This is a genomic window from Streptomyces sp. NPDC002623, assembly GCF_053592635.1.
In genome coordinates this window covers 46,202-65,837 of the sequence record NZ_JBSFWB010000034.1, presented here as the reverse complement: position 1 = coordinate 65,837, position 19,636 = coordinate 46,202, and the positions used below count along the sequence as shown (strand labels likewise).

21 protein-coding genes are annotated in these 19,636 nt (G+C 69.7%); 9 read left to right on the top strand and 12 right to left on the bottom strand.

Annotation, left to right across the window (positions count from 1 at the left end; all coding sequences use genetic code 11):
• Positions 1–297 precede the first annotated feature (297 nt).
• Positions 298–1,707 carry a hypothetical protein gene (locus ACWD4O_RS39475; RefSeq protein WP_451287761.1) on the top strand — a complete coding sequence of 470 codons (1,410 nt, stop codon included), beginning with the start codon at positions 298–300 and terminating at the stop codon, positions 1,705–1,707.
• A gap of 98 nt (positions 1,708–1,805) precedes the next feature.
• Here the strand turns inward: ACWD4O_RS39475 and ACWD4O_RS39470 are convergent, their stop codons facing one another.
• Both ACWD4O_RS39470 and ACWD4O_RS39465 read right to left on the bottom strand, forming a co-directional pair.
• Positions 1,806–2,294: a DUF4430 domain-containing protein gene (locus tag ACWD4O_RS39470; RefSeq protein WP_451287759.1), complete on the bottom strand. Its 489-nt coding sequence runs from the start codon at positions 2,292–2,294 to the stop codon at positions 1,806–1,808.
• A 225-nt stretch (positions 2,295–2,519) separates the two neighbouring features.
• Positions 2,520–3,365 carry an SDR family oxidoreductase gene (locus tag ACWD4O_RS39465; protein WP_451287757.1) on the bottom strand — a complete coding sequence of 282 codons (846 nt, stop codon included), beginning with the start codon at positions 3,363–3,365 and terminating at the stop codon, positions 2,520–2,522.
• 81 nt (positions 3,366–3,446) lie between these two features.
• Here ACWD4O_RS39465 and ACWD4O_RS39460 point away from each other — a divergent pair, with 81 nt between their 5' ends.
• Positions 3,447–4,091 carry a TetR/AcrR family transcriptional regulator gene (locus ACWD4O_RS39460; protein WP_451287755.1) on the top strand — a complete coding sequence of 215 codons (645 nt, stop codon included), beginning with the start codon at positions 3,447–3,449 and terminating at the stop codon, positions 4,089–4,091.
• 20 nt (positions 4,092–4,111) lie between these two features.
• Here the strand turns inward: ACWD4O_RS39460 and ACWD4O_RS39455 are convergent, their stop codons facing one another.
• Positions 4,112–4,729: a VOC family protein gene (locus ACWD4O_RS39455; protein ID WP_451287798.1), complete on the bottom strand. Its 618-nt coding sequence runs from the start codon at positions 4,727–4,729 to the stop codon at positions 4,112–4,114.
• A 184-nt stretch (positions 4,730–4,913) separates the two neighbouring features.
• Here ACWD4O_RS39455 and ACWD4O_RS39450 point away from each other — a divergent pair, with 184 nt between their 5' ends.
• Complete coding sequence (locus tag ACWD4O_RS39450) at positions 4,914–5,450, top strand: MarR family winged helix-turn-helix transcriptional regulator (protein ID WP_451287753.1); 537 nt, start codon at positions 4,914–4,916, stop codon at positions 5,448–5,450.
• 184 nt (positions 5,451–5,634) lie between these two features.
• Entirely contained in the window at positions 5,635–6,453 is an 819-nt protein-coding gene (locus tag ACWD4O_RS39445; RefSeq protein ID WP_451287751.1) for an SDR family NAD(P)-dependent oxidoreductase, read from the top strand.
• Between the two features lie 199 nt (positions 6,454–6,652).
• Here ACWD4O_RS39445 and ACWD4O_RS39440 read toward each other — a convergent pair whose 3' ends face one another.
• From ACWD4O_RS39440 to ACWD4O_RS39415, 6 genes are all read right to left on the bottom strand, one after another.
• Positions 6,653–6,961, bottom strand: a complete 309-nt coding sequence (locus ACWD4O_RS39440) for a toxin Doc (protein WP_451287749.1) — start codon at positions 6,959–6,961, stop codon at positions 6,653–6,655.
• A gap of 81 nt (positions 6,962–7,042) precedes the next feature.
• Positions 7,043–7,291 carry an antitoxin MazE7 gene (locus ACWD4O_RS39435; RefSeq protein WP_451287747.1) on the bottom strand — a complete coding sequence of 83 codons (249 nt, stop codon included), beginning with the start codon at positions 7,289–7,291 and terminating at the stop codon, positions 7,043–7,045.
• A gap of 72 nt (positions 7,292–7,363) precedes the next feature.
• A complete protein-coding gene (locus ACWD4O_RS39430) occupies positions 7,364–8,224 on the bottom strand; it encodes an SAM-dependent methyltransferase (RefSeq protein ID WP_451287746.1) in 861 nt (286 codons plus the stop codon).
• A 9-nt stretch (positions 8,225–8,233) separates the two neighbouring features.
• Positions 8,234–9,064, bottom strand: coding sequence for an oxidoreductase (locus ACWD4O_RS39425; RefSeq protein ID WP_451287744.1), 831 nt, complete (start codon positions 9,062–9,064; stop codon positions 8,234–8,236).
• A gap of 20 nt (positions 9,065–9,084) precedes the next feature.
• A complete protein-coding gene (locus ACWD4O_RS39420; RefSeq protein WP_451287742.1) occupies positions 9,085–9,963 on the bottom strand; it encodes an NmrA family NAD(P)-binding protein in 879 nt (292 codons plus the stop codon).
• Between the two features lie 62 nt (positions 9,964–10,025).
• Positions 10,026–11,447 carry an MFS transporter gene (locus ACWD4O_RS39415; RefSeq protein ID WP_451287741.1) on the bottom strand — a complete coding sequence of 474 codons (1,422 nt, stop codon included), beginning with the start codon at positions 11,445–11,447 and terminating at the stop codon, positions 10,026–10,028.
• Between the two features lie 109 nt (positions 11,448–11,556).
• Between ACWD4O_RS39415 and ACWD4O_RS39410 the strand changes: the two genes are divergently transcribed.
• Positions 11,557–12,183 (top strand): TetR/AcrR family transcriptional regulator, encoded by a 627-nt coding sequence (locus ACWD4O_RS39410; RefSeq protein WP_451287739.1) that lies wholly within the window; start codon positions 11,557–11,559, stop codon positions 12,181–12,183.
• Positions 12,184–12,207: 24 nt separating this feature from the next.
• Here ACWD4O_RS39410 and ACWD4O_RS39405 read toward each other — a convergent pair whose 3' ends face one another.
• Positions 12,208–12,867, bottom strand: coding sequence for a TetR/AcrR family transcriptional regulator (locus ACWD4O_RS39405; RefSeq protein WP_451287738.1), 660 nt, complete (start codon positions 12,865–12,867; stop codon positions 12,208–12,210).
• 128 nt (positions 12,868–12,995) lie between these two features.
• On the opposite strand from ACWD4O_RS39405, the gene ACWD4O_RS39400 reads away from it, so the two are divergent.
• The gene (locus ACWD4O_RS39400; protein ID WP_451287736.1) at positions 12,996–14,621 is read left to right on the top strand and encodes a succinic semialdehyde dehydrogenase; all 1,626 of its coding nucleotides are present in this window, start codon (positions 12,996–12,998) and stop codon (positions 14,619–14,621) included.
• Positions 14,618–15,205 (top strand): hypothetical protein, encoded by a 588-nt coding sequence (locus ACWD4O_RS39395; protein ID WP_451287735.1) that lies wholly within the window; start codon positions 14,618–14,620, stop codon positions 15,203–15,205. The genes ACWD4O_RS39400 and ACWD4O_RS39395 overlap by 4 nt, the downstream gene beginning before the upstream one ends.
• Positions 15,206–15,263: 58 nt before the next feature.
• Here the strand turns inward: ACWD4O_RS39395 and ACWD4O_RS39390 are convergent, their stop codons facing one another.
• Positions 15,264–15,935, bottom strand: coding sequence for a TetR family transcriptional regulator (locus tag ACWD4O_RS39390; RefSeq protein WP_451287734.1), 672 nt, complete (start codon positions 15,933–15,935; stop codon positions 15,264–15,266).
• 148 nt (positions 15,936–16,083) lie between these two features.
• On the opposite strand from ACWD4O_RS39390, the gene ACWD4O_RS39385 reads away from it, so the two are divergent.
• Positions 16,084–17,100, top strand: a complete 1,017-nt coding sequence (locus ACWD4O_RS39385; protein WP_451287733.1) for a hypothetical protein — start codon at positions 16,084–16,086, stop codon at positions 17,098–17,100.
• A 52-nt stretch (positions 17,101–17,152) separates the two neighbouring features.
• On the opposite strand, the gene ACWD4O_RS39380 is transcribed toward ACWD4O_RS39385, so the two are convergent.
• Positions 17,153–18,535, bottom strand: coding sequence for a hypothetical protein (locus ACWD4O_RS39380; protein ID WP_451287732.1), 1,383 nt, complete (start codon positions 18,533–18,535; stop codon positions 17,153–17,155).
• 84 nt (positions 18,536–18,619) lie between these two features.
• Between ACWD4O_RS39380 and ACWD4O_RS39375 the strand changes: the two genes are divergently transcribed.
• Entirely contained in the window at positions 18,620–19,576 is a 957-nt protein-coding gene (locus ACWD4O_RS39375; protein ID WP_451287731.1) for a GlxA family transcriptional regulator, read from the top strand.
• Positions 19,577–19,636 lie beyond the last annotated feature (60 nt).

Genomic DNA, 19,636 nt, shown 5'->3' with positions numbered 1-19,636 from the left:
GTTGCGGGTCAGCGCCGGGTTTCGACCGGCTTCCCCTGGAACTCCTTGCGTATCAGCCGGATTTGAACATGGTTCACAGAGAGCGTCAAGCCGCTCCACAGGTGGCCGGGAGAGTTGACGGAGGTCCCCTGGCCACGGGTGTGCCGGTCGGGTACCGTCCCGCACTGCCGAGTGGGGGAACCCGGTGGGAGTCCGGGGCTGACGCGCAGCGGTGTGGGACGGCGGAGGCCGTGCCGAGCCCGAATGCCCGAACGGTGCAGCACCTTCAAGCTGATCCACGCGTCCCAGGAGCAGGCCATGTCCCTTCAGATGTCCCGTCGTTGCGCCGTCACGGTCCTCGCCGCACTCGGTGCGTTCGCCCTGACCGCACTGCCGGCCGTGGCGACCGCCACCCCGGCCCAGATCGCCACCTCGAAGACGAACGGCGTCACCTACCTCAAGTCCCTCCAGGCGGCGGACGGTTCGTACGCCGGGCCGGGGCTGTCCAACGAGTGGGCGTTCAGCGCCTTCGCCGCCGCCGGCACCGCCGCGGTGGATGTCACGCCCGGCGGCGACACGAGCAAGAACGCCAGAACCGTCTACCGCAACCTTCTCTCCACGAGCGGCTGGCCGTCCGCCTCCCCCGTCGTCACCGACTACGAACGCGCCGCCCTCAACGCCTACGCCGCCGGCATCGACCCGGCCCGCGTCTCCGCCTCCCGCAACCTGATCGCCGACGTCTACGGCTACTGGCAGACGGCCGAGAGCGGCTACTTCGGCCCGTCGGCCAATTTCAACGGCACGGTGTTCGCCGCGCTCGCGCTGAACGGCGCGAGGACGACGGCGGGCCAGGTCCGCGTCCCGCAGGCCCTGCGCGACGCGATCATCACCCGGCTGCGCGCCAACCAGCACAACGACGGCGGCTGGAACTACAGCAAGGCCGAGGGCAACGCGACCCAGCTGGCGGCGGCGAGCGACATCGACATGACCGGGGCCGCGATGGCGGCGTTGTGCGTCTCGGGCGTACCGAACACGGACATCGACATCGTGCAGGCCAAAGCGTTCCTCAAGAGCAAGCTGGTCGCGAGCAGCGGGGCCTTCAACGCCCTGTTCGGCGTCAACACCGACTCCAACGGCTGGGCCGTCTCCGGCCTCAACGCCTGCGGAATCAACCCGCAGACCGGCGACTTCCTCACCTCCCAGGGCAAGACCCCGGTCGACTTCCTGATCGCGCAGCAGTTCAACCCGGGCGGCGGCTTCAAGTACCTGCCCGGTGACACCAGCCCGTCGGCGTACGCCTCCGTCGACGGACTGCGCGCGGTCGCGGGCGGCGGCTTCACCTCCGCGCCACCCGTCCCGGTCACCGCGGGTGCTCCGCAGTGGGTGGGCGAGTCCTCCCTCACCTCCGGTACGGCGACGAAGCTGGCCCTGACGGTGGACGACGGGACCGGCGCCCTGAAGGTGTGCTCGGTCGCCCTCACCCCGACCGGCTCGACCACCACGCTGGGCGCGGTCCTCGACGCGGCCCTGAGCGCGGCCACCCCGTCGGGCTGCGTGACCGCCGTGACCCCGTCGTCCGGCACGGGCGCCGTCACCTCCCTCAACGGCACGGCGAACAGCGGCGCGAACACCTGGAAGGTCAGCATCGACGGCTCGGCCTTCACCATCGCCGCGCGGGAGACGACCGTGGGGGTCGGCGACACGATCGCGGTGCGCCGGGGCGCCTGACGGCGGCGACGGGGTCGCAGGGTCGCGGCATGCGCGTCGTGTCCCTGCTGCCCGCCGTCCCGACGGACCTGTCTGACCAGTCGGATCGGTCCGACCGGTCAGAATGCCGTCCAGGTGAAGGCCACCTTGTCCCCGGCGTTCAGCTTGAACTGGCAGCCGCCGACCGGCGTGGACGTACCGTTGACCGAGATGTTCCAGTAGGCGACCCCGCCTCCGTCGACGCCCTTGATCGTGTCGACCGAGTAGTCGTCGAAGGACGGGTACCAGGTGCCGTCCCAGGTGAAGTGCCGCTTACGGGCCGCGTCGTCGAGTGCGGCCGTCGGGGTGGGGACGGCGGTGGGGTTGGCGCCCCCGTTGGTCCCGTCACATCTGTGGGTGCCGCCCGTGGCGGTGGTCACGTCATGCCCCTTCGTCCTGATCTTCCCCTTGAAGAGCAGGCCGTCCGGTCCCTGGACGGTCAAGGTCACCTTGACCGGGGCGTTCGTGTCCGCGGTGTCCTGCGCGTGGGCGACGGCGGGGGCGGAGGTGAGGGCGAGACCGAGGGCGGCCACGGTGATCAGGCCACGTCGTGCGGGTATGCGCTGCAAGGCTGAGCCTTCCTGGTACGGGCGGCCCACGGCTCGGCACCGAAGAAGCGGACCGGCCTCCGGGCGCGAAGTCCTCGAATCCTAGGAGCAGTTGAGGCGGGTCGCCAGAGGGCGCGCCCTCGCGGGAAGAGCTCGGTACGGGATTCGCGCCGGCCGTCGCCTTCAAGCATCTGAGCCGTGGCCGACTGGGGCGCGCGTTGTTTCCGCGCGCCCCGAGCGGGGGCTCTACCGGAAGGCCGGCAGGTTCCGCGCGACCCACTCGTCGAAGGAATTGGACGGCCGACCGAGGACGTTCTGGACATCGGGACTGATGGCCTGCTCGGCCGACAGCGGGACGCCGAGAACGTCCAGGGTGCCGCCGATGACCTCTTCGGGCATGAACTGCGCCATGTGGACGTGGGCCTCATCGCGGGACAGCTCCACGAAGGTCACGTCCTCGCCCAGGGCCCGGGAGATCGCCGCAGTCTGCCGGCGCGGGCTGATGGCCTCGGGCCCGGTCAGTTCGTAGGTACGGCCCGTGTGCCCGTCTGCGCGCAATGCCTCGGCGGCGACCGCGGCGATGTCGGCCGGGTCGACGACCGGCAGGGCGACGTCGCCGAACGGAGCGAAGACCGTGCGTTTCGTGCGCACCGACTCGGCCCAGGCGAAGGCGTTGGAAGCGAAGCCGCCGGGGCGCAGGATCGTGAAGTCCGCTCCGGACGCGCGGACGGCGGACTCGAACTCGCGCAGCCGGGTGTGGGAGAGCGCCTCGGGTCGGGTGGAGTTGAGCTGGGAGGAGAGCAGGACGATCCGCTTGACCCCGGCGTCCAGGGCCGTCTCGAGAAGGGCATTCGGGCTTTCGCCGTGGCCGTTGAGCTCGCCGCCCAGCAGGAGGAATAAGGCGTCGGCACCGTCGAGGACGGGCCGCATGCTCACACTGTTCCCGATGTCGGCCTGGGCGCGCCCGACCCCGGCCGGGAGCCCGTCGGACCCAGGCCGTCGCGAGACGGCCACGACGTCCTCTCCCGCCTCGGCCAGCAGGGGCACCAAGGTCCGTCCGATGTTGCCGGTTGCGCCAGTCACCACGATCATTGCGACTCCGTAAGTTAGTTAGTCGGCTGACTTAGAAGGACCGTAGCACGGGCACACCGGGGCCCGTCTATAGTTAGTTGGGTGACTGACTCAGTGAAGCCCAGGGCGCGGGCGGCCGACAAGCGCCGACGACTCACGACCGAGGCGGCCCGGGTCCTGCACGAACAGGGCGTCGAGCGCACCACCCTCGCCGACATCGCGCGCGCGGCCGACGTTCCCGTCGGGAACGTCTATTACTACTTCAAGACCAAAGACGACCTGGTGCTGGCCGCCCTCTCCGAGCACAGCTCACACCTCGACGAACTCACCGGCCTGCTGGACCGGTTGCCCGACGCGCGCGACCGGCTCAAGGCCCTGATCGAGGGCTGGGTCGACCAGCGTGAGGTCGCCGCCCGCTACGGCTGCCCCACCGGCACGCTGGCCGTCGAACTCGACAAACGCGCCGACGGAACCCTCGACGCGGAGGCCGGCACGGTGATCCGGCGGCTGCTGGCGTGGAGCGCAGACCAGTTCCGCGCCCTGGGCCTGCCCGACCCGGACGACCTCGCCGTCACCCTCGTCTCCGCCTATCAGGGCATGTCGCTGCTGGCCAACGCCTTGCGCGACCCGGACCTCATGACCCGCCAGGGCACCCGCCTCCTGCAATGGCTCGACTCCCTGCAGTCCCCGACCGTGCACTCCTCGACCGGACGCCCTGACCCGGCGGACGATCACCGGTCGGACTGATCCAGCGGCGACAGCGGCGATCAAGGGGCCGTGGCTTCCCAGACGAACCCGTCCGGGTCGCTGAACGGGCCGGCGGCGCCGGCGAGCACGAGCCGGTGCGATCCGGTGCCGTCGGCGGAGACACCCGCGTCCTTGGCAAGAGCGCGGCGCTTGTACAGAGCCAGTTTCACGGGGCCCGACCCGGTGGCGAACTCTACGTACTTGCCGCCGAAGCTCTTGCCCACAGTGAGGCCCCGCTCGACATAGAACTGCTTGCAGGCCTTCACGTCCTCGACGCCCAACAGGAGTACGAGCTCGTCGACGTCCCGGGTGACCGGGCCCGTGTCCTTCCTCGCCGACGTCGCGATCTTCCAGATCGTGCCGTCCGGGGCCTGAACGACGCCGCCGTAGCCCCACAACGACTTCGAGGCGGGCTTGAGGACGGTGGCGCCGGCGTCGAGCGCAGCGCCGACGACGGCGTCGACATTGCCCGGCTGGGACACCACGAGCGACAGGGTGAAACCGCGGAAGCCGGTCGTCGGGGCTTCGGAGGCTCGCAGGCGCACATGCGACGAGTCCAGCCCGAAGGCGGCGGAGTAGAAGCGGGCGGCGGCCGCGGGGTCGGCCACCTCAAGGGTGACGAAGTCGATGGAGTTCACGTCGATGGAGTTCACGTCTTCGACGGTAGGGGCGGCCGGGTCACCGACGCTTCTCGAAAACTGCTCGATCCGGCCGCCGCTCCCTCCAGAAACTCCAAGGTTGGACTGACCATCACGCAAGATTACTTCAAGCTAAGAGTGACTCACTTGGCGATTTGATCCACGCTTGGAGTATGTTGAGGGCATGGAACAGGAACGGGAGACCACCGAACCGCATTGGCTCGACGCCGACGAGCAGCAGCAGTGGTACGCATTCGCCTATGTGCTGACCCAGCTGCCGGCCGCGCTGGAGGCGCAGATGCAGCGGGACGCGGGCATCGCGCAGTTCGACTACGTGGTGATGTCCGCGCTGTCGATGGCACCGGAACGGACCCTGCGGATGAGCGAGGTCGCCCAGTACGCCGGAAGCACGCTCACGAGGCTGTCCAACGTGGTCATCCGTCTGGAGAAGCGCGGATGGGTACGCCGCCACCCCGACCCCTCCGACGGCCGCGCCACCCTGGCCACCCTCACCGACGAAGGCCAGGACAAGGTCGACGCAGCGGCCCCCTACCACGTCGAGGCGGTGCGCCGCCTGGTCTTCGACCCGCTGACCAAAGCACAGCAGCGGCAGCTCGGCGCCGCCTCCCAGCGCATCCTCGGCGCCCTCCGCGCCCCGTGCCCCACGGACTGGGGCCCACCCGCCGCGCCCGCCGCCAAGGCGCCGATCGACGGGGACTGACCCGCCGGCACGCGCATTCACCCGATCGACGGGGACCGCCCACGAGGCCACGACCCCACACCACCCGCGGCCAGGCACCAGGGCGCGCACTTCATCGACGCCTGACGCCAGCACACCGACGACGGGCGCCGCCCACTCGCGCTGTCACCGACCGGCGACCGCCCGTCCCCTCCCTGGGAGCATCATGAAGACCATCCTCATCGCCGGTGGCAACAGCGGCATAGGCCTGCAGGCCGCCCGCGACCTCCTCGCCGACGGCCACCGGCTCGTCCTGCTCGGCCGTGACCCGAACAAGGCCGCGGCCGCCCTGGCCTCCTTCGGCGCCGACGCCGACCGGGCGTCCTTCCTCGCCGCCGACCTGTCCACCCACGACGGCGTCCGCGACGCCGCCGGCCGCATCGTCGACCAGCACGACCGCCTCGACGCCCTCGTTCACACCACCGGCGTGTTCACCTCCCAGGAGAGCCGCACGGCCGACGGGCTCCACCCGTTCTTCGCGGTCAACTACCTCAGCCGCTACCACCTCACCCAGCTCCTGCTGCCCGCCCTGCGCCACGCCGAGCGGCCGGTCGTGCTGATGATGACCGCGGCGGTGCCGCCGACCGACGACGCCGACTTCGCCCGGTTCCCCGAGTTCGCGCCGTTCGACTTCCGCCACGACCGGGAGCCGATCCAGCTCGCCAACCACCACTACGCCGCCCACCTCACCCGCACCGAACCCGGCCTCGTCGCCGGTGTGGTCAACGCCGGCGCCGCCAAGACCGACATCCTGCGCATCGCCCCCCGGTACATGCGGGCCGCCGCCAAGGTCCTCGGCCCCGTCCTCTTCGACGCCGTCGAGACCTCCGCCCGCAACGTGGTCGAGGCCACCCGACGCGACGACTGGCAGACGCCCGTCTACTGGAGCAAGCCCGGCCGCTTCGAACAGCGCACCCAGATCACCCTCGACGCCACGACCACCCAGCGACTCATGGACGCCTCCCGCAGGCTCACCGGCGTCTGACGGCCCCACCGCACTTCCTCACGCAAGGACAGCGCCGCCCCGAGGCGGCCGCCGAGCAGGTCGTGACGGCCATCGGCAAGCTCGACAACGTGGCCAGGGTGTCCCCCGCCAGCTTCAACAAGGCGGGCGACACCGCGTCGAGCACCGTCACACCGAAGTCCGGCCCCTCCTCCTGCCGGCCCGTCCCATCCCGTCCTGTTCAGCCGGTGCTGCGCCAGGAACGCAGACGCTCGGCGACTTCATAGGAGTCCACGCGCAGGGCGCGGATGTCGTAGATCAGCTCTCGCCACAGCTCGAACTTCGTGTCGACCCGTTGCCCGGAGGCCTCCAGGTAGGCGATGGCGACGCCGTAGCCGAACAGTTCGTTGCGGGCGGGGAGAGGGCGTAGCAGAACGCACTCCTCCAGAAACACGGCAGCCCGCCAGCAGGCATCAGGGTGCTGGTCGTGCCGGGGCGGGTCGACCCGGTGACGGGCGGCCATGCCGACGAGGACAGAGAAGTCGTTCACGGTCAGGTCGTCCGGGAGGAGCTCTTCCTGACGCTCCAAAAACCACCGGTAGTCGACGTGCAGTTCGGGACCAGGCACAGGTCAGGCCGCCCGCGAGGTGTCGCGCGCTGCCGTCGGAAGTCCGCCGAACTCCGCGTCGAAGGTTTCCACGAGGCCGGGTTCATTGATGACGCGCCGGAAGGCCGCGGTTGCCGTTTCCAGGCGGCGCGCCGTTTCCTCCCGCCGGGCGAGGTCGGCGAGGTACTCCTTCATGGACATGCCGCGTTCGTCGGCCAAGGCCTTGAAGAGGTCCCGCGTCTCGTCGTCGATCTTGAGACTGGTGTCTGCCATGTCTCAGAGTATGCCGCTCGGCATACCCGAGGCGCTACCCGGATCGCCGATCCGGGTGCGGTCCTCGTGAGGTCAGCGGAGGCGGCAGACCAGCTCGGTCGGAGCAAGGAGACCTTCCTCGATGTTCTGGAGCGCCTTTGCGACCTTGGTCGATGCGTCGGCGCCCATCGCCACGTTGATCGGGGCCGGAGGTGTGTCCCCACCCGCAGGGTGGCGGTGCGCGTCGCCCGCGTCACGAAGCAACTGGGCGGCCTGCGAGCGGTGATCGTACTCGGCGACGATGTCGAAACCGGCCTTGCGCAGCAGCGAGCGATATTCCTCGGGGCGGGCCAGGAAGCTGTGTTCGGGCTCCGCGGCCCACGGCAGTGGGTAACTGACGAGCGTGGGATCGCCGAGGAGCATGACGTCGTAGACGATGAAGAGCCCGTTGTCGGTCAGGACGCGGCTGATCTCGGTGAACAGGCGGGCCTTGTCCTCGATGTTCATGCCCACGTGCAGCATCCAGGCCCGGTCGAAGCTCGCCCGGGGAAAGGGCAGCGCGGTCACGTCCCCCTGCTGGAAGCGGACCCGGTCGGCGAGGCCCACCCGATCGGTGAGCCGGCGCGCGACGTCGACGTACTCCTCGGTCAGGTCCACGCCGGTGACATCGGCGCCCGCGTGCTGGGCCAGATGCCGGGCCGGGCCGCCCAGGCCGCTTCCCACGTCCAGGACACGCAGGCCCGCGCTCAGGTCCAGGTGTGCGGCCAGTTCTCGCGTCGCCGGATGGCCGCCGGTGTGGAACTCGTCCACGGCGTGGAGGTCGTCGGTGGTGAGCGCGGTCCGCCCCGGGTAGCGGCGGTCGAGCGCTTCGTCGATCTTTCGGCGCAAGTCGCCCTGCCGGTAGTGGCCTGCTATGGCGGACGGTTGTTGTGCGGACGGTTGTTGTGTGGTCACGGGAACCTCCTAGTCGTGGTCGGTGGAGAGGGCGACGTGCCGCCAGGCGTCCATCTCCTTGCGGAAGGTGTCCAGCTTGGCGTCGAAGGCCTGCAGGGTGTCGGCTCCCAGCGGGAGGCGCAGGGGCGGCTCGGGGGCGGCGGCCAGCTCGACGATGGCGCGGGCGGCCTTGACCGGGTCGCCGGGCTGGGCGTGGTTCAGGCTCGCGGCGGCCGTACGCATCGCGCCGACGGTGGGCGCGTAGTCGTCGATCGCGTCGGGGCCGGTGTGCAGGCTGGCCGGGTCGAGGAAGTCGGTGCGGAAGAAGCCCGGTTCCACGAGCGTGACGTGGATGCCGAGGGGGGCCAGTTCGGTGTGGAGGGTCTCGGTGAAGCCCTCGACGGCGAACTTCGTGGAGGCGTAGATGCCCCAGCCCGGCGCGGTCGCGAAGCCCACGATGGAGCTGATGTTGATCACGTGGCCGGAGCGCTGGCGGCGCAGCACCGGCAGTACGGCGCGTTGCACGGCGAGCGGACCGAACACATTGGTCTCGTACACCGCGCGGACCGCCGCGTCGTCGGACTCCTCGACGGCGGCGAGCAGTCCGCTGCCCGCGTTGTTGACCAGGACGTCGATCCGGCCGAACCGCTCGACCGCCGTGTCGACGGCCGCTTGGATGCTCTGCGGGTCGGTCACGTCCAGCGCCGCGGTGAGCAGTGCGTCGCCGGCGTCGGGGAACTGCTGGCGGACGGTTTCGGCCTTCCGCGCGGTCGCGACCACCTGGTGGCCGGCTGCGAGGGCGGCACGGGTGATCTCCAGGCCGAAGCCCCGGGACGATCCAGTGATGAACCAGACGCTCATGGTGTTCTCCAGTGCAGTGTTCAGGCAGTGGTGGGCAGGTCGAAGGCCGGGCGGTTCCGGGCGATGAAGCCCTCGACGTCGAGGGGGTCGTCGCCGCCGATCGTCTTCACCAGGTCGTTGGTGCCGGCGAAGACGCCGTTGCGGTAGTCGACGGCCACGGCGAGCAGGTGCTGGACCAGGTGGTCCGGCGCGCCGCGCCCGTGCAGGATGGCGGCGAACTCGTCGAGTTCGATGGGCACGTAGGTGACGTCACGGTCCAGCGCCCGGGACATCTTCGCGGCGATCTCGTAGTGGTCGAGTTCCTCGGCTCCGTACAGCGGGTAGATCTGGCCGGCGTGCGGGGCGGGGTCCTCCAGGATGGCCGCGATCACCTTCGCCTGGTCGCTCTCCGCGATGGGGGCGTGGCGTCCGTCGCCGAACGGCAGGCGCAGTTCGCCGGTTCCGTCGGCCCAGGTGTCGATCAGCCACTGGGCGAAGAAGGTCGGCCGGATGTGGGTGACGGGGACCGGGGAGTGGTCCAGGAGGCGTTCGGCGACCCAGTGCTGGCGTGCCGCGTTGCTGGCGGTGTCGCGGCGGGCGGACACCTGCGACATGTTCACGATCGCCTGGACCCCGTTCTCCTCCGCTGCCTGTGCCACGTTCGCGGTGGCGTCCATCAGGCCGGAGCCGATCGGATAGGTGAAGTACAGGGCGTCGATCCCCTTGGTCGCCCGGGCCAGCGAGTCCAGGTCGAGGACGTCGCCTTCCACGACGTCGGCTCCGAGGGCGGCGAGCCGCTCGGCGCGCCGGTCGAGGCCGCGGACGAGCGCGCGAACGCGGTGCCCGCGCTGGAGCAGGAGTTCGGTGGTGTGGCCGCCGGTCTTGCCGGTGGCGCCGATGACGAGGAGGTTGCGTTCCATGGTGGTGATCTCCGTTGTTCGAAGGGGAGTTGACGGGTTTTTGAGTGGCGGCAGCCCCGTGGTCAGGGTGTGCGGCGGGGCCGGAGGGCGAGCAGTGCGGCGGCCGCGGCGAGGCCGGCGCCGACCTGGACCCACCAGGCGTGGTCGAACCCGGTGGTCGTGGCCTGCGGGGTGAGGGCGACGAGCAGGGCCACGCCCACGGCGCTGCCGATCTGCCGGCTCATGTTGAGTACGGCGCTGCCGGTGGTGGCGCGTTCGGGTGCGAGCGTGCCGGCGGCGGCGAACAGCGGTGCCTGGGCGAGACCGCCGACCAGGCCGACCAGGATCAGACCCGGGAACATGGCGCCCCAGTAGTCGGGGGTGGTGTGCACGGTCGCGAGCCAGTAGCCGGCGGCGAGCGCCATGGCCAGGGTGCCGGTCACGGCGGGGGCGGTGCGTCCGAAGCGGCTCTGGATCGGGCCGGCGTTCATCGCGAAGGCGATCGAGGCCAGGGGGGCCGGGGCGATGGAGACGCCTGCGCGCAGCGGGCTGAAGTGCCAGACCTGCTGCATGAACAGGGCGGTGCTGAGCAGGACGATGGCGAAGCCGGCGGAGAACAGGAACAGGGCCACGGTGGCGGCGGTGAACTGCCTGCCTGCGAACAACTGCCTTTCGATCACCGGTGCCTTGGCGCGCAGGGTGCGCTCCACGGTTGCGGCAGCGGCCAGGGCGGCTGCGGCGAACAAGGCCACCGTGCGGATGTCCGTCCAGCCCCACCCCGGCCCCTGGACGGTGGCGAGCACCAGCAGGCTCACGGCCAGCAGCAGAGCGAGGGCGGAAGCCGGGTCCGGCACAGCGGCGCCCTTGGCCTGGCGCACCTCGGGCAGCAGCAGCGCGCCGGCGACGAGAGTGGCGATGCCTACGGGAACGTTGATCAGGAAGATCCACCGCCAGTCGAGGGTGACGAGCAGACCACCGACGGGCGGGCCCGCCGAGGCCGCGACGGCACCCACGCCCGCCCACAGGCCGACCACCAGCGTGTGCTGACGCTTGGGGAAGCTCGGGTAGAGCAGACCGAGCGAGGTCGGCACGATCATCGCCGCGCCCACGGCCTGGACGGCCCGGGCTCCGACCAGCACGCCGAGACTGGGTGCCGCGGCCGCGACTGCGGAGGTGAGGGTGAAGAGCGCCACTCCGGACAGCAGCATCTTCTTGCGGCCCCATTGGTCCGCGATCCGGCCCGCGGGCACCAGCACGGCGGCGAAGACGATCGCGTAGGCCGACAACACCCACGACACGCCCGCGACGCCCCTGCCCGGGAACGACTGCCCGATCCCGTCGAGGGCGACGTTGACGACGAAGAAGTCGAGCTGCGCCATGAAGGCGACGGCGCCCAGCACCGCCATGATGCTCCAGCGGCGCGGGTGACCCACCTCGGCAACGGCCGGAGCCGGGCCGGTGCACGGTGTCGTCGGGGCCGCCTGCGGTGCAGCCTGTGGGGACATCCCGTCCACCTCCCCAGAAGAATGGGCTTGTCAACCCTTTTTCGACTTGCCCCAGGGAACACCCAACAGAATGGGTTGTCAAGCCCTTTTTTGCGGTACGATGGTGACCATGACCACCACCAGCGAAGCGCCGGGCCAGAAGCTGACCGCCAAGGGCCTGGCCACACGCGAACGAATCGTCAGGGCGGCCGCGGAGCTGATCTACGAACACGGCGTGCAGAACACGAACAACGAGCAGATCCGGGAAGCCGCCGGGGTCAGCGGCTCACAGCTGACGCGCCACTTCCCCACGAAGGAGTCCCTGGTGCGCGCGGTGCTCGCGTGGCAGGCCGACACCATCGTCGCCCGCCACCAGGTGCCCGAGCTGGGCGAGCTGGACAGCTTCGCCGCCCTGCGCCGATGGGCCGACTCCTACATCGCCTCGCAGGACATGCTGCGCGGCGGATGCACGTTCGGCTCCCTGGCCGCCGAGGTCGTCAAGGCCGAGCCCGCCCACCAGGAGGCGGTGGCTCACGGCTTCGAGCGGTGGCAGAAGCTGTTCGAGCGCGGCCTGAGCAAGATGCGCGAGCGCGGCGAACTGCGGCCGGAGGCCGACCCGGCCGCGCTCGCCCACCTGCTCACCGCCGCGTTCCAGGGCGGAGCGCTGCTGGACCAGGCGGCCGGCGAGTCGACGCCGCTGCGGGATGCGCTCTACGGGGCCCTGGCCTACGTCGAGTCGTTCGCCGCAGAACGCTGAACGGAACCTTCGTGCGGGGAGCGCTCAGGAAACGTCGGAGACGGCTGGGCGGGACGCCTGCCGGGACTGGGACCGGGACCGGGACCGCGCCTGTGCCGTCAGCGGGAGCCCTTCGAATGCCTGATCGGCGACGCGCTCCAGCGCGACCACGTCGAACCCGGCCCTGGCCAGCACCTCCATGCCCCGGTTGGTCGCCATGAGCAGGTGACCGACGTCCCGGGTGTCCGCCTCGGGATCGAGGTCGCCATGACGCTGGGCGGCCTGAACGCACCCGGTCAGCGAACCCTCGATCCTCCCGAGGGCCTGCCTGACCCGGGCACCGGCCTGCGGGTCGTGGTCGACGCCCTCGACGACGAAGCCGGTCACCATGCAACCGAGCCCGTCGGGGTCGTCGTGCACAGTTCGCGCCGACGTCACGAGATACGTGTGCAGCCGTTCCAGCGCGGTGTCGTCGGGGCCGTCGAGCACGGCCGCCCAGGCGGCCTCGGTGCGGTCGCAGTACGCCTCCAGCGTCCGCAGATACAGCTTGCTCTTGTCGCCGAAGGCGGCATAGAGGCTGCCGCGGCCCAGCCCGCCGACCTTGGCGATGTCGTCGACGCTGGTACCGGCGTATCCGGTACGGCGGAACTGTCGCTCGACGGCCTGTACGACCTTGTCCTTGTCGAATCCTGGTGGGCGCCCCATGGGGGCCAGCCTACAGGCCTCCCAAGCGTTCTTGACATTCCGTTCCACAAGTTCTTACGGTTCCTGACAGCGCGGTCCAGAACCCTGGTGTCCGTTGCTCGCGGCATTCCGCGAATCCCGCAGAACGGATGAGACGCATGTCCTCGCACGGCGGAACCAACAACCTCGCCACCAGTGACGCCAACCCCGTCGCAGCACACCGCGGTCGGACGGCGGCCGATGTGGTGACCTCTGACCTGGTGTCTCGACTGACACGAGGAGTGGAGGGCAGTGGCCGCACCGTGAGCCACACCCCCATGACGGGCGAGATCGTCGCGGAACTGCCCGAGTCGACACCCCACGATGTGGAGGTGGCGTTCAGCAGGGCCCGGGAGGCCCAGCGTGAATGGGCCTCGCTCCCGGTTCGAAGGCGTGCGGCAGTGCTTCTCCGATTTCACGACATCCTCCTGGACAAACAGGCCGAGGCGATGGACCTGATCCAGGTGGAGACCGGAAAGGCCCGCCTGCACGCACACGAGGAAGTGCAGGGAGTCGCCGTGGTGGCCCGGCACTACGGGCGCAAGGCCCCCGCATACCTCCGGCCGCAGCGACACCTCGGCGCGTATCCGGTGCTGACGAAAGTCACCGAGTGGCACCACCCGCGAGGCGTCGTCGGGCAGATCGTCCCCTGGAACTACCCCCTGGAACTCTCTCTGGGGGACGCGCTGCCCGCGCTCGTCGCCGGCAACGCCGTCGTGACGAAGCCGGATACGCAGAGCGCCCTGACGCCGCTGTGGGCGCGTCGACAGCTCATCGAGGCGGGGCTGCCGGCCGACGTCTGGCAGATCGTCATCGGCGACGGCCGGGTCGTCGGGCCCGCCGTCGTGGATCAGGCCGACTACGTCGCGTTCACCGGCTCTGTTCGCACCGGCCGGGAGGTCGCAGCCCGGGCGGCGGCCCGTCTGGTGGGCGCGTCACTCGAACTGGGCGGCAAGAACGCCCTGCTCGTGTTGGCCGACGCGGACCTCGACAAGGCGGCCGAAGGCGCGGTGCGCACGAGCTTCACCTCGGCCGGCCAGCTGTGCCTGTCGACCGAGCGGATCTTCGTCCACTCGTCGATCGCCGCTGCGTTCTTGGAGCGATTCGTCCGGCGCACAAAAGCGCTCACCCTCGGCACATCGCTGAGCTACGGGGTCGGAATGGGTTCGCTGGCGGGCCGACGCCAGTGGGAAACGGTGTCCCGGCACGTGGACCAAGCCGTCGCAGAGGGAGCCACCGTCCTCGCCGGCGGAAAGCCCCGCCCCGACATCGGCCCCTTCTTCTACGAGCCCACCGTCCTGGACGGCGTGAAGCCCACGATGGCCGTCCATGCCGAGGAGACCTTCGGGCCGGTCGTATCGGTGTACCGCTTCGCCGACGAGGACGAGGCGATCGAGCGGGTGAACGCCACACCGTACGGCCTCAACTCCAGCGTGTGGACGAAGGACACCCGGCGCGGTGAACGCATCGCGGCCCGGCTGCAGAGCGGCACCGTGAACGTCAACGAAGGCTACACATCCGCCCATGGCAGCGTCCGGGCGCCGATGGGCGGCATGAAGGACTCCGGACTCGGCCGTCGGCACGGCCGTGAAGGCATCCTCAACTACACGGAGCCGCAGACCGTCGCCACGCAGCGGATCCTTCCGCTGGCTCCGTCGATGGGCATGGACGATCAGCAGTACGCGGCTTTCATCAGCGTGAGCCTGCGTGTCATGAAGGCGCTGAGGCTCGGTTGATCCACGCCGCTCCGGACCGCGCGGAGCCGCTCGTCCGCCGTCGTCGGCACGCATGGCTGCTCGTCGCCCTCACCGAACTGATCGGCGACTGCGCACAAGCCGCCGGCGAGGTGTACGGGCCGGTCGCCGAGGCCCGGCCCGCGCAGACCGACGTCCCCGTGCACCTCGAACCGCTGGCCGACCTCTGCCGGTCCGCCGGCACTCGGGTGGACACAGCACGTGCCCGGGACGCCGCGCGTCGGCCGCCGTCCGTCACCGGAGAGAAGGAAGAGGCCGAGCGCCTGACGCCGTGTGCGGCCGACACTCTGGCAGACGCCGGCTCCGACTTCCTCACCGAACTGCTGGACGTTCCGGCGCAGGCCGGCCGACGGGCGCAGGAACTGGCGAGCGCAGGCGGGTTCACCGTGGATCAGATCCTTGACGAGGCGGCCGATACGGCCGTGCTGTCCGGACTGCTCTCGCTCCACGAAGCACAGCGGCAGTCCGATCCGAGCACTGCGGCGGCGAAGTGCCTTGCCGCCGCTGGGCACTTCGCCTTGGCCGTCTCCGTGGTATCGGTCGACGTACCGGCCGCCACGCCCTGAATGCCCGTACCCGGCCGAGCATCCGACTTCACAGGGGACTACCGCCCACCGGAGTGTGTCACCTACGGACGAGGAGGCCCGTGAGCAGTACGTGCAGCGTCTGGTGCAGGGCGTCCGGGAAGTTCGAGTCCATGAAGGCGAAGCTCGGGTCGGCGTCGTAGACGGCGCGCACCGCGGGCGCGGGGTGCGTGTGGGTCCACAGGCCGCAGATCAAGACGATGATCAGGTTGGCGCCCTGTTCGGAGCGCGGTCGATCGAGCTCGGGGAACAGGTGCCGCAGCAGCTCGGCCAGTCCGAGCAGGCTGTCGCGGGCGCCTTCCTTGTATCGGGTCGCGACCTCGATGGAGATGTTGTGCTCCAGTACGCCGGCCTGCGCACTGAGCAGTTCGCACAGCATCGGCCGGGCAGCGAAGGACGCGGCCAGCCCGGATGCCGCGGCCTCGATCCTGGCGTCCAGAGGGTCGCGCGCGTCGGCCAGTGAGCGGAGCTGTTCGCCCGCCTCCGTCAGGAAGTCACTGGCGCTCTGGTCGAGCAGGTCGAGCAGCACGGCTTCGCGTGATTCGAAGTAGCGCAGCACGTTGGACTTGGCGAGTCCGACGCGGCGGCTCAGCTCATTGAGGCTCATCGCGGAGACCGGCATCTCGGCGAGCATCGCTGCGGCGGTCTGCAGGATGCTCTGCCTTCGCGCCAAGCGTTGTTCCTCGCTCCTCGCCCGCTGGAAGGTGGTCATTCCCGGAGTCTACAGACTGACGGTCTCTTGATTACAGACCGGCGTCCTCTTGTGTTCAGACCGGCGGTCTCTTATATTTGTGAAGGTACCGGGCCACCCCCCGACCCCGTCAGCGCAAGAACCCGTGAGCACAAGGAAAGGCCCTCTGGTGCCCAGTCCCGTCAAGCCTCGTCCGCAAGCCCTGTTCGTGCTGTCCTCCGCCCGGACTCTGCCGCTGAGCAGACCGGCCGGCCACCCAGGGATCCCCACCGGCTTCTTCCTGGTCGAACTCGCCGCGGTCATGGCCGCGTTCGAGGACGACTACGACTTCGTCCTCGCCACTCCCGACGGCAAGCCGCCGCAGCTCGACATCAACGGCCTGGCCCTCAACTTCCACGCGGCAGGCAGCTTGGGCAGTGCCACCGCCCGCACCACCATTCAGAGCGCGGCGAAGCACTCCAGCCCCCAGACGCTGCGCGACAAGAACCCCGCCCTGCTGGAACGCCGTAACGCCGAACTGGCCCTTGCACGGCGACACCTCGGACGCATCCCGGTCTCCGAGGCCCTGCCCAGAACCGACCGGGAGGCCGCCTCCATCAGGGACGAGGTCGTCGCAGGCTTCGAAAGCCTGCCGGAGCACGACTACCACTCGATCCCCGACCTGATCCGCCGGCACCGCGACCCAAGCGACGACTTCTCCTTCGACGGCCTCACGTTCGTCCACCTGCCGGGCGGACACGCGCCGATGGTCGACTTCCACGACAACCCGTGGATGGGCGAACTGCTGCACACCCTCCGCGAGAGTGCCGTGCCGATCTCCCTGATCTGCCACGCGCCCGTCGCGCTGACCTCCGCGCGCTACCGCGTCGATGACGAAGGCACCGTCACGACCGATGAACAGCACGGGTTCAAAGGCGCGCGCATCACCACGGTCCCCCGCCACGGCGAGCGAATGATGCTGGAGATGCAGTACCCCAAGGTGCCCGGCGAAGCCACCCGCCTGCCCTACTACGTCGACGTCGCCCTGGACGCGGCCGGGTACGACGTCAGCCTCACCCTGAACCCCGCCTCCGCCAAAGTCGTCTGGGACGACGAGCACGCCCTGCTGACCGGCAACGGACCCCAGTCCGTCGACGCCCAGACCGAACACCTCGTCCGGATCACCCGGCGGACCCGCACACCATGACCCCCGCCGGGCCGGCCACCCTCACCCCGCCGCGCTCTCGACACCCGGGCTGTCACGCGGCCTCGGCCGGAACATCGCGGACGATCTCGGCCAGCTCGCCGGAGTCGATGTCGTAGAAAAGGCCGTAGATCTCCACGTGCTTCGGGGTGCCCGGGCTGTTGCGGATCAGATTCACGTCGTAGTTGAGCGACTTTTCGAAGTCGGCGATGGCAATGCCGTCCCAGTCGTACAACGACGCGATATCGGAATGCTGCTCGTTCTTCCAGGCAGAGGTGATTCCCTCCGCCGTGAAGGAGGTGGCGCCGCAGAAGGAATGGTGTACGACGACAACTCGCTCGACCCCGAAGAGATGCTGGGAGACCGTGATCGAGCGAAGAGCGTCCGCCGCGCGCCCACCCCCGACGATCAGGGGGAACACCGTCGCTGTGGAGCCGATCTTCCTGCCGGTCCCGTCGAGGAGAAGTTCACCGGGGTAGACCTCGTCGCCGAAGTGATCAGCCACCGCTTGAGCGGCCCCGGCGGCCCGGGGGTCGAAGCAGTGCATGACGATCGTCCTGACGGGAATCGAACCGGTGACGATCTCCCGAGCCACCGCTTCGTCGAAACCCGGCTGCGCTCGGAAGGTGAACTCCGCAAAATCCGACATTGATCGACTCCGCTTCTCATGGTTGATCTCCCGGCTTTCTCGGGAAGCCGGGAACGTTTCACAAAGGGAATGGGTATGTGGCACCAGGTGGGTATGTGGCACCAGGGGTGAGGGCTCTTCGCTACCCCCCCCCCACGGTCCGCCGACCACGCCACGCTCCATGGTGGTGACGCCGTCGGCTGCCCGCTCCTGCGCAAGGTGGAAGGCGAGCGCGTAGGGAGGCGCGGCCGTCTCGGAGCGGGCGCCGTGGGCAAGGACTTCCTCGGCCAGATGGCGGGCCATCTCAAGCCGCGGATACGCGGCATGGATCTGACGCTGCTCCTCGGCCACGAGGTCGGCGTTCTTGCCGAAGTCGATCCAGATGCCTTCGTAGGTCAGATAGGTCAGCAGCCCCATGCGTTCGGGGATCTGCGGAGTGGTGTGCAGAGCGATGGCCTCCCAGACCTTGTCGACATCCCGGGCCGGTGCGCCGAGACCGGTCAGCAGGGCGGCGGCGAGATCGGCGCTCTCGATCTCGAACCGGAGCAGGCCCGGTGCGTCCGGCCCGGTTCCCAGGTCGTGCAACACGTTGGCGGCGAAGAGGAGTTCCTCGTTGTAGTCCGCGTCGTTCAGCACCCCCTTGTGGGCGGCGAACAGGCGGGACCAGTAGAAGCCGCGGATGCAGTGGTTCAGCACGGACGGATGCACCGCGGCGCGGGCTGCGGCGAGGCTCGCCTCGACCAGCGGCCCGGAAGGGGGATCGAGCAGGCCGTCGTGCAGCCTGTTCGAGAGGGCGGGAATGTCGGTCATGGCTCGACGCTACGAGCGCCGATCCCACGCGAAAAGTGGCACTGATGCCATCCATCGCTACTGCCGTGCCACTATGACGAAACTATGACGAACAGACACCATGTCGCCGTGCTCGTGCTGCCCGGAGTGCTCGCGCTCGAGTTCGGCGCCGCGACGCAGATCTTCTCGACGGACCCGCACTACGAGCTGACCGTGTGCGCCGAGAACGGTCCCGGACCCGTGCCCGGGTCCGGCTTCGCGATCACCGTCACAGCGGGCCTTGAAGCACTGGAGGACGCCGACACCGTGATCGTCCCTGGCTACGACGACATCGACGCGCCCCTGTCAGCCGGTTTGCTGACGGCCCTGCGGGCGGCTCACTCCCGGGGGTCCCGGCTCGTCTCCATCTGCACCGGGGTCTTCGCCCTCGCCGCGGCCGGACTGCTCGACGGGCGTCCCGCCACCACGCACTGGCGGCAGGCCGAGCAACTGCGACGGCGCCACCCGCAGGTCGATGTCCTGCCGAACCAGCTCTTCGTCGACGACGGCGACATCCTCACGTCCGCCGGCGTGACGGCGGGGATCGATCTGTGCCTGCATCTGATCCGCACCGACCTGGGCGCCGCGGCGGCGAACACACACGCACGGGACCTCGTCGCGCCGCCACGGCGACGGGGAGGTCAGGCGCAGTTCATCGAACAGTTCCGCCCCGAAGCCGACGGAGACGAACTCGCTCCGCTGCGGGAGTGGATGCTGGACAACCTCGCGGCCCCCCTCACCGTCGACGACCTCGCAGAGCACGCCCATATGTCCCGGCGGACCTTCATCCGCCGCTTCCGCGAAGAGACCGGCACCACGCCGATGGCCTGGTTGACCGATGCGCGCATCGACCGAGCACGGGAACTGCTGGAGGCGAGCGCCGTGCCCGTAGAGCAGGTCGGCCGACTCACCGGCTTCGGCGCCCCCGCTTCCCTGCGGGCCGCCTTCCACCGGCACCTCGGCACCTCCCCCCAGGAATACCGAACTCTGTTCCGCCACAAGGCGGAGCCGGCGCAGACCTGACCTGACGCCGGCTCGGGGGCCGTCCGAGCATTCTTGACATGTCGTTCCAGAAATCCGTAG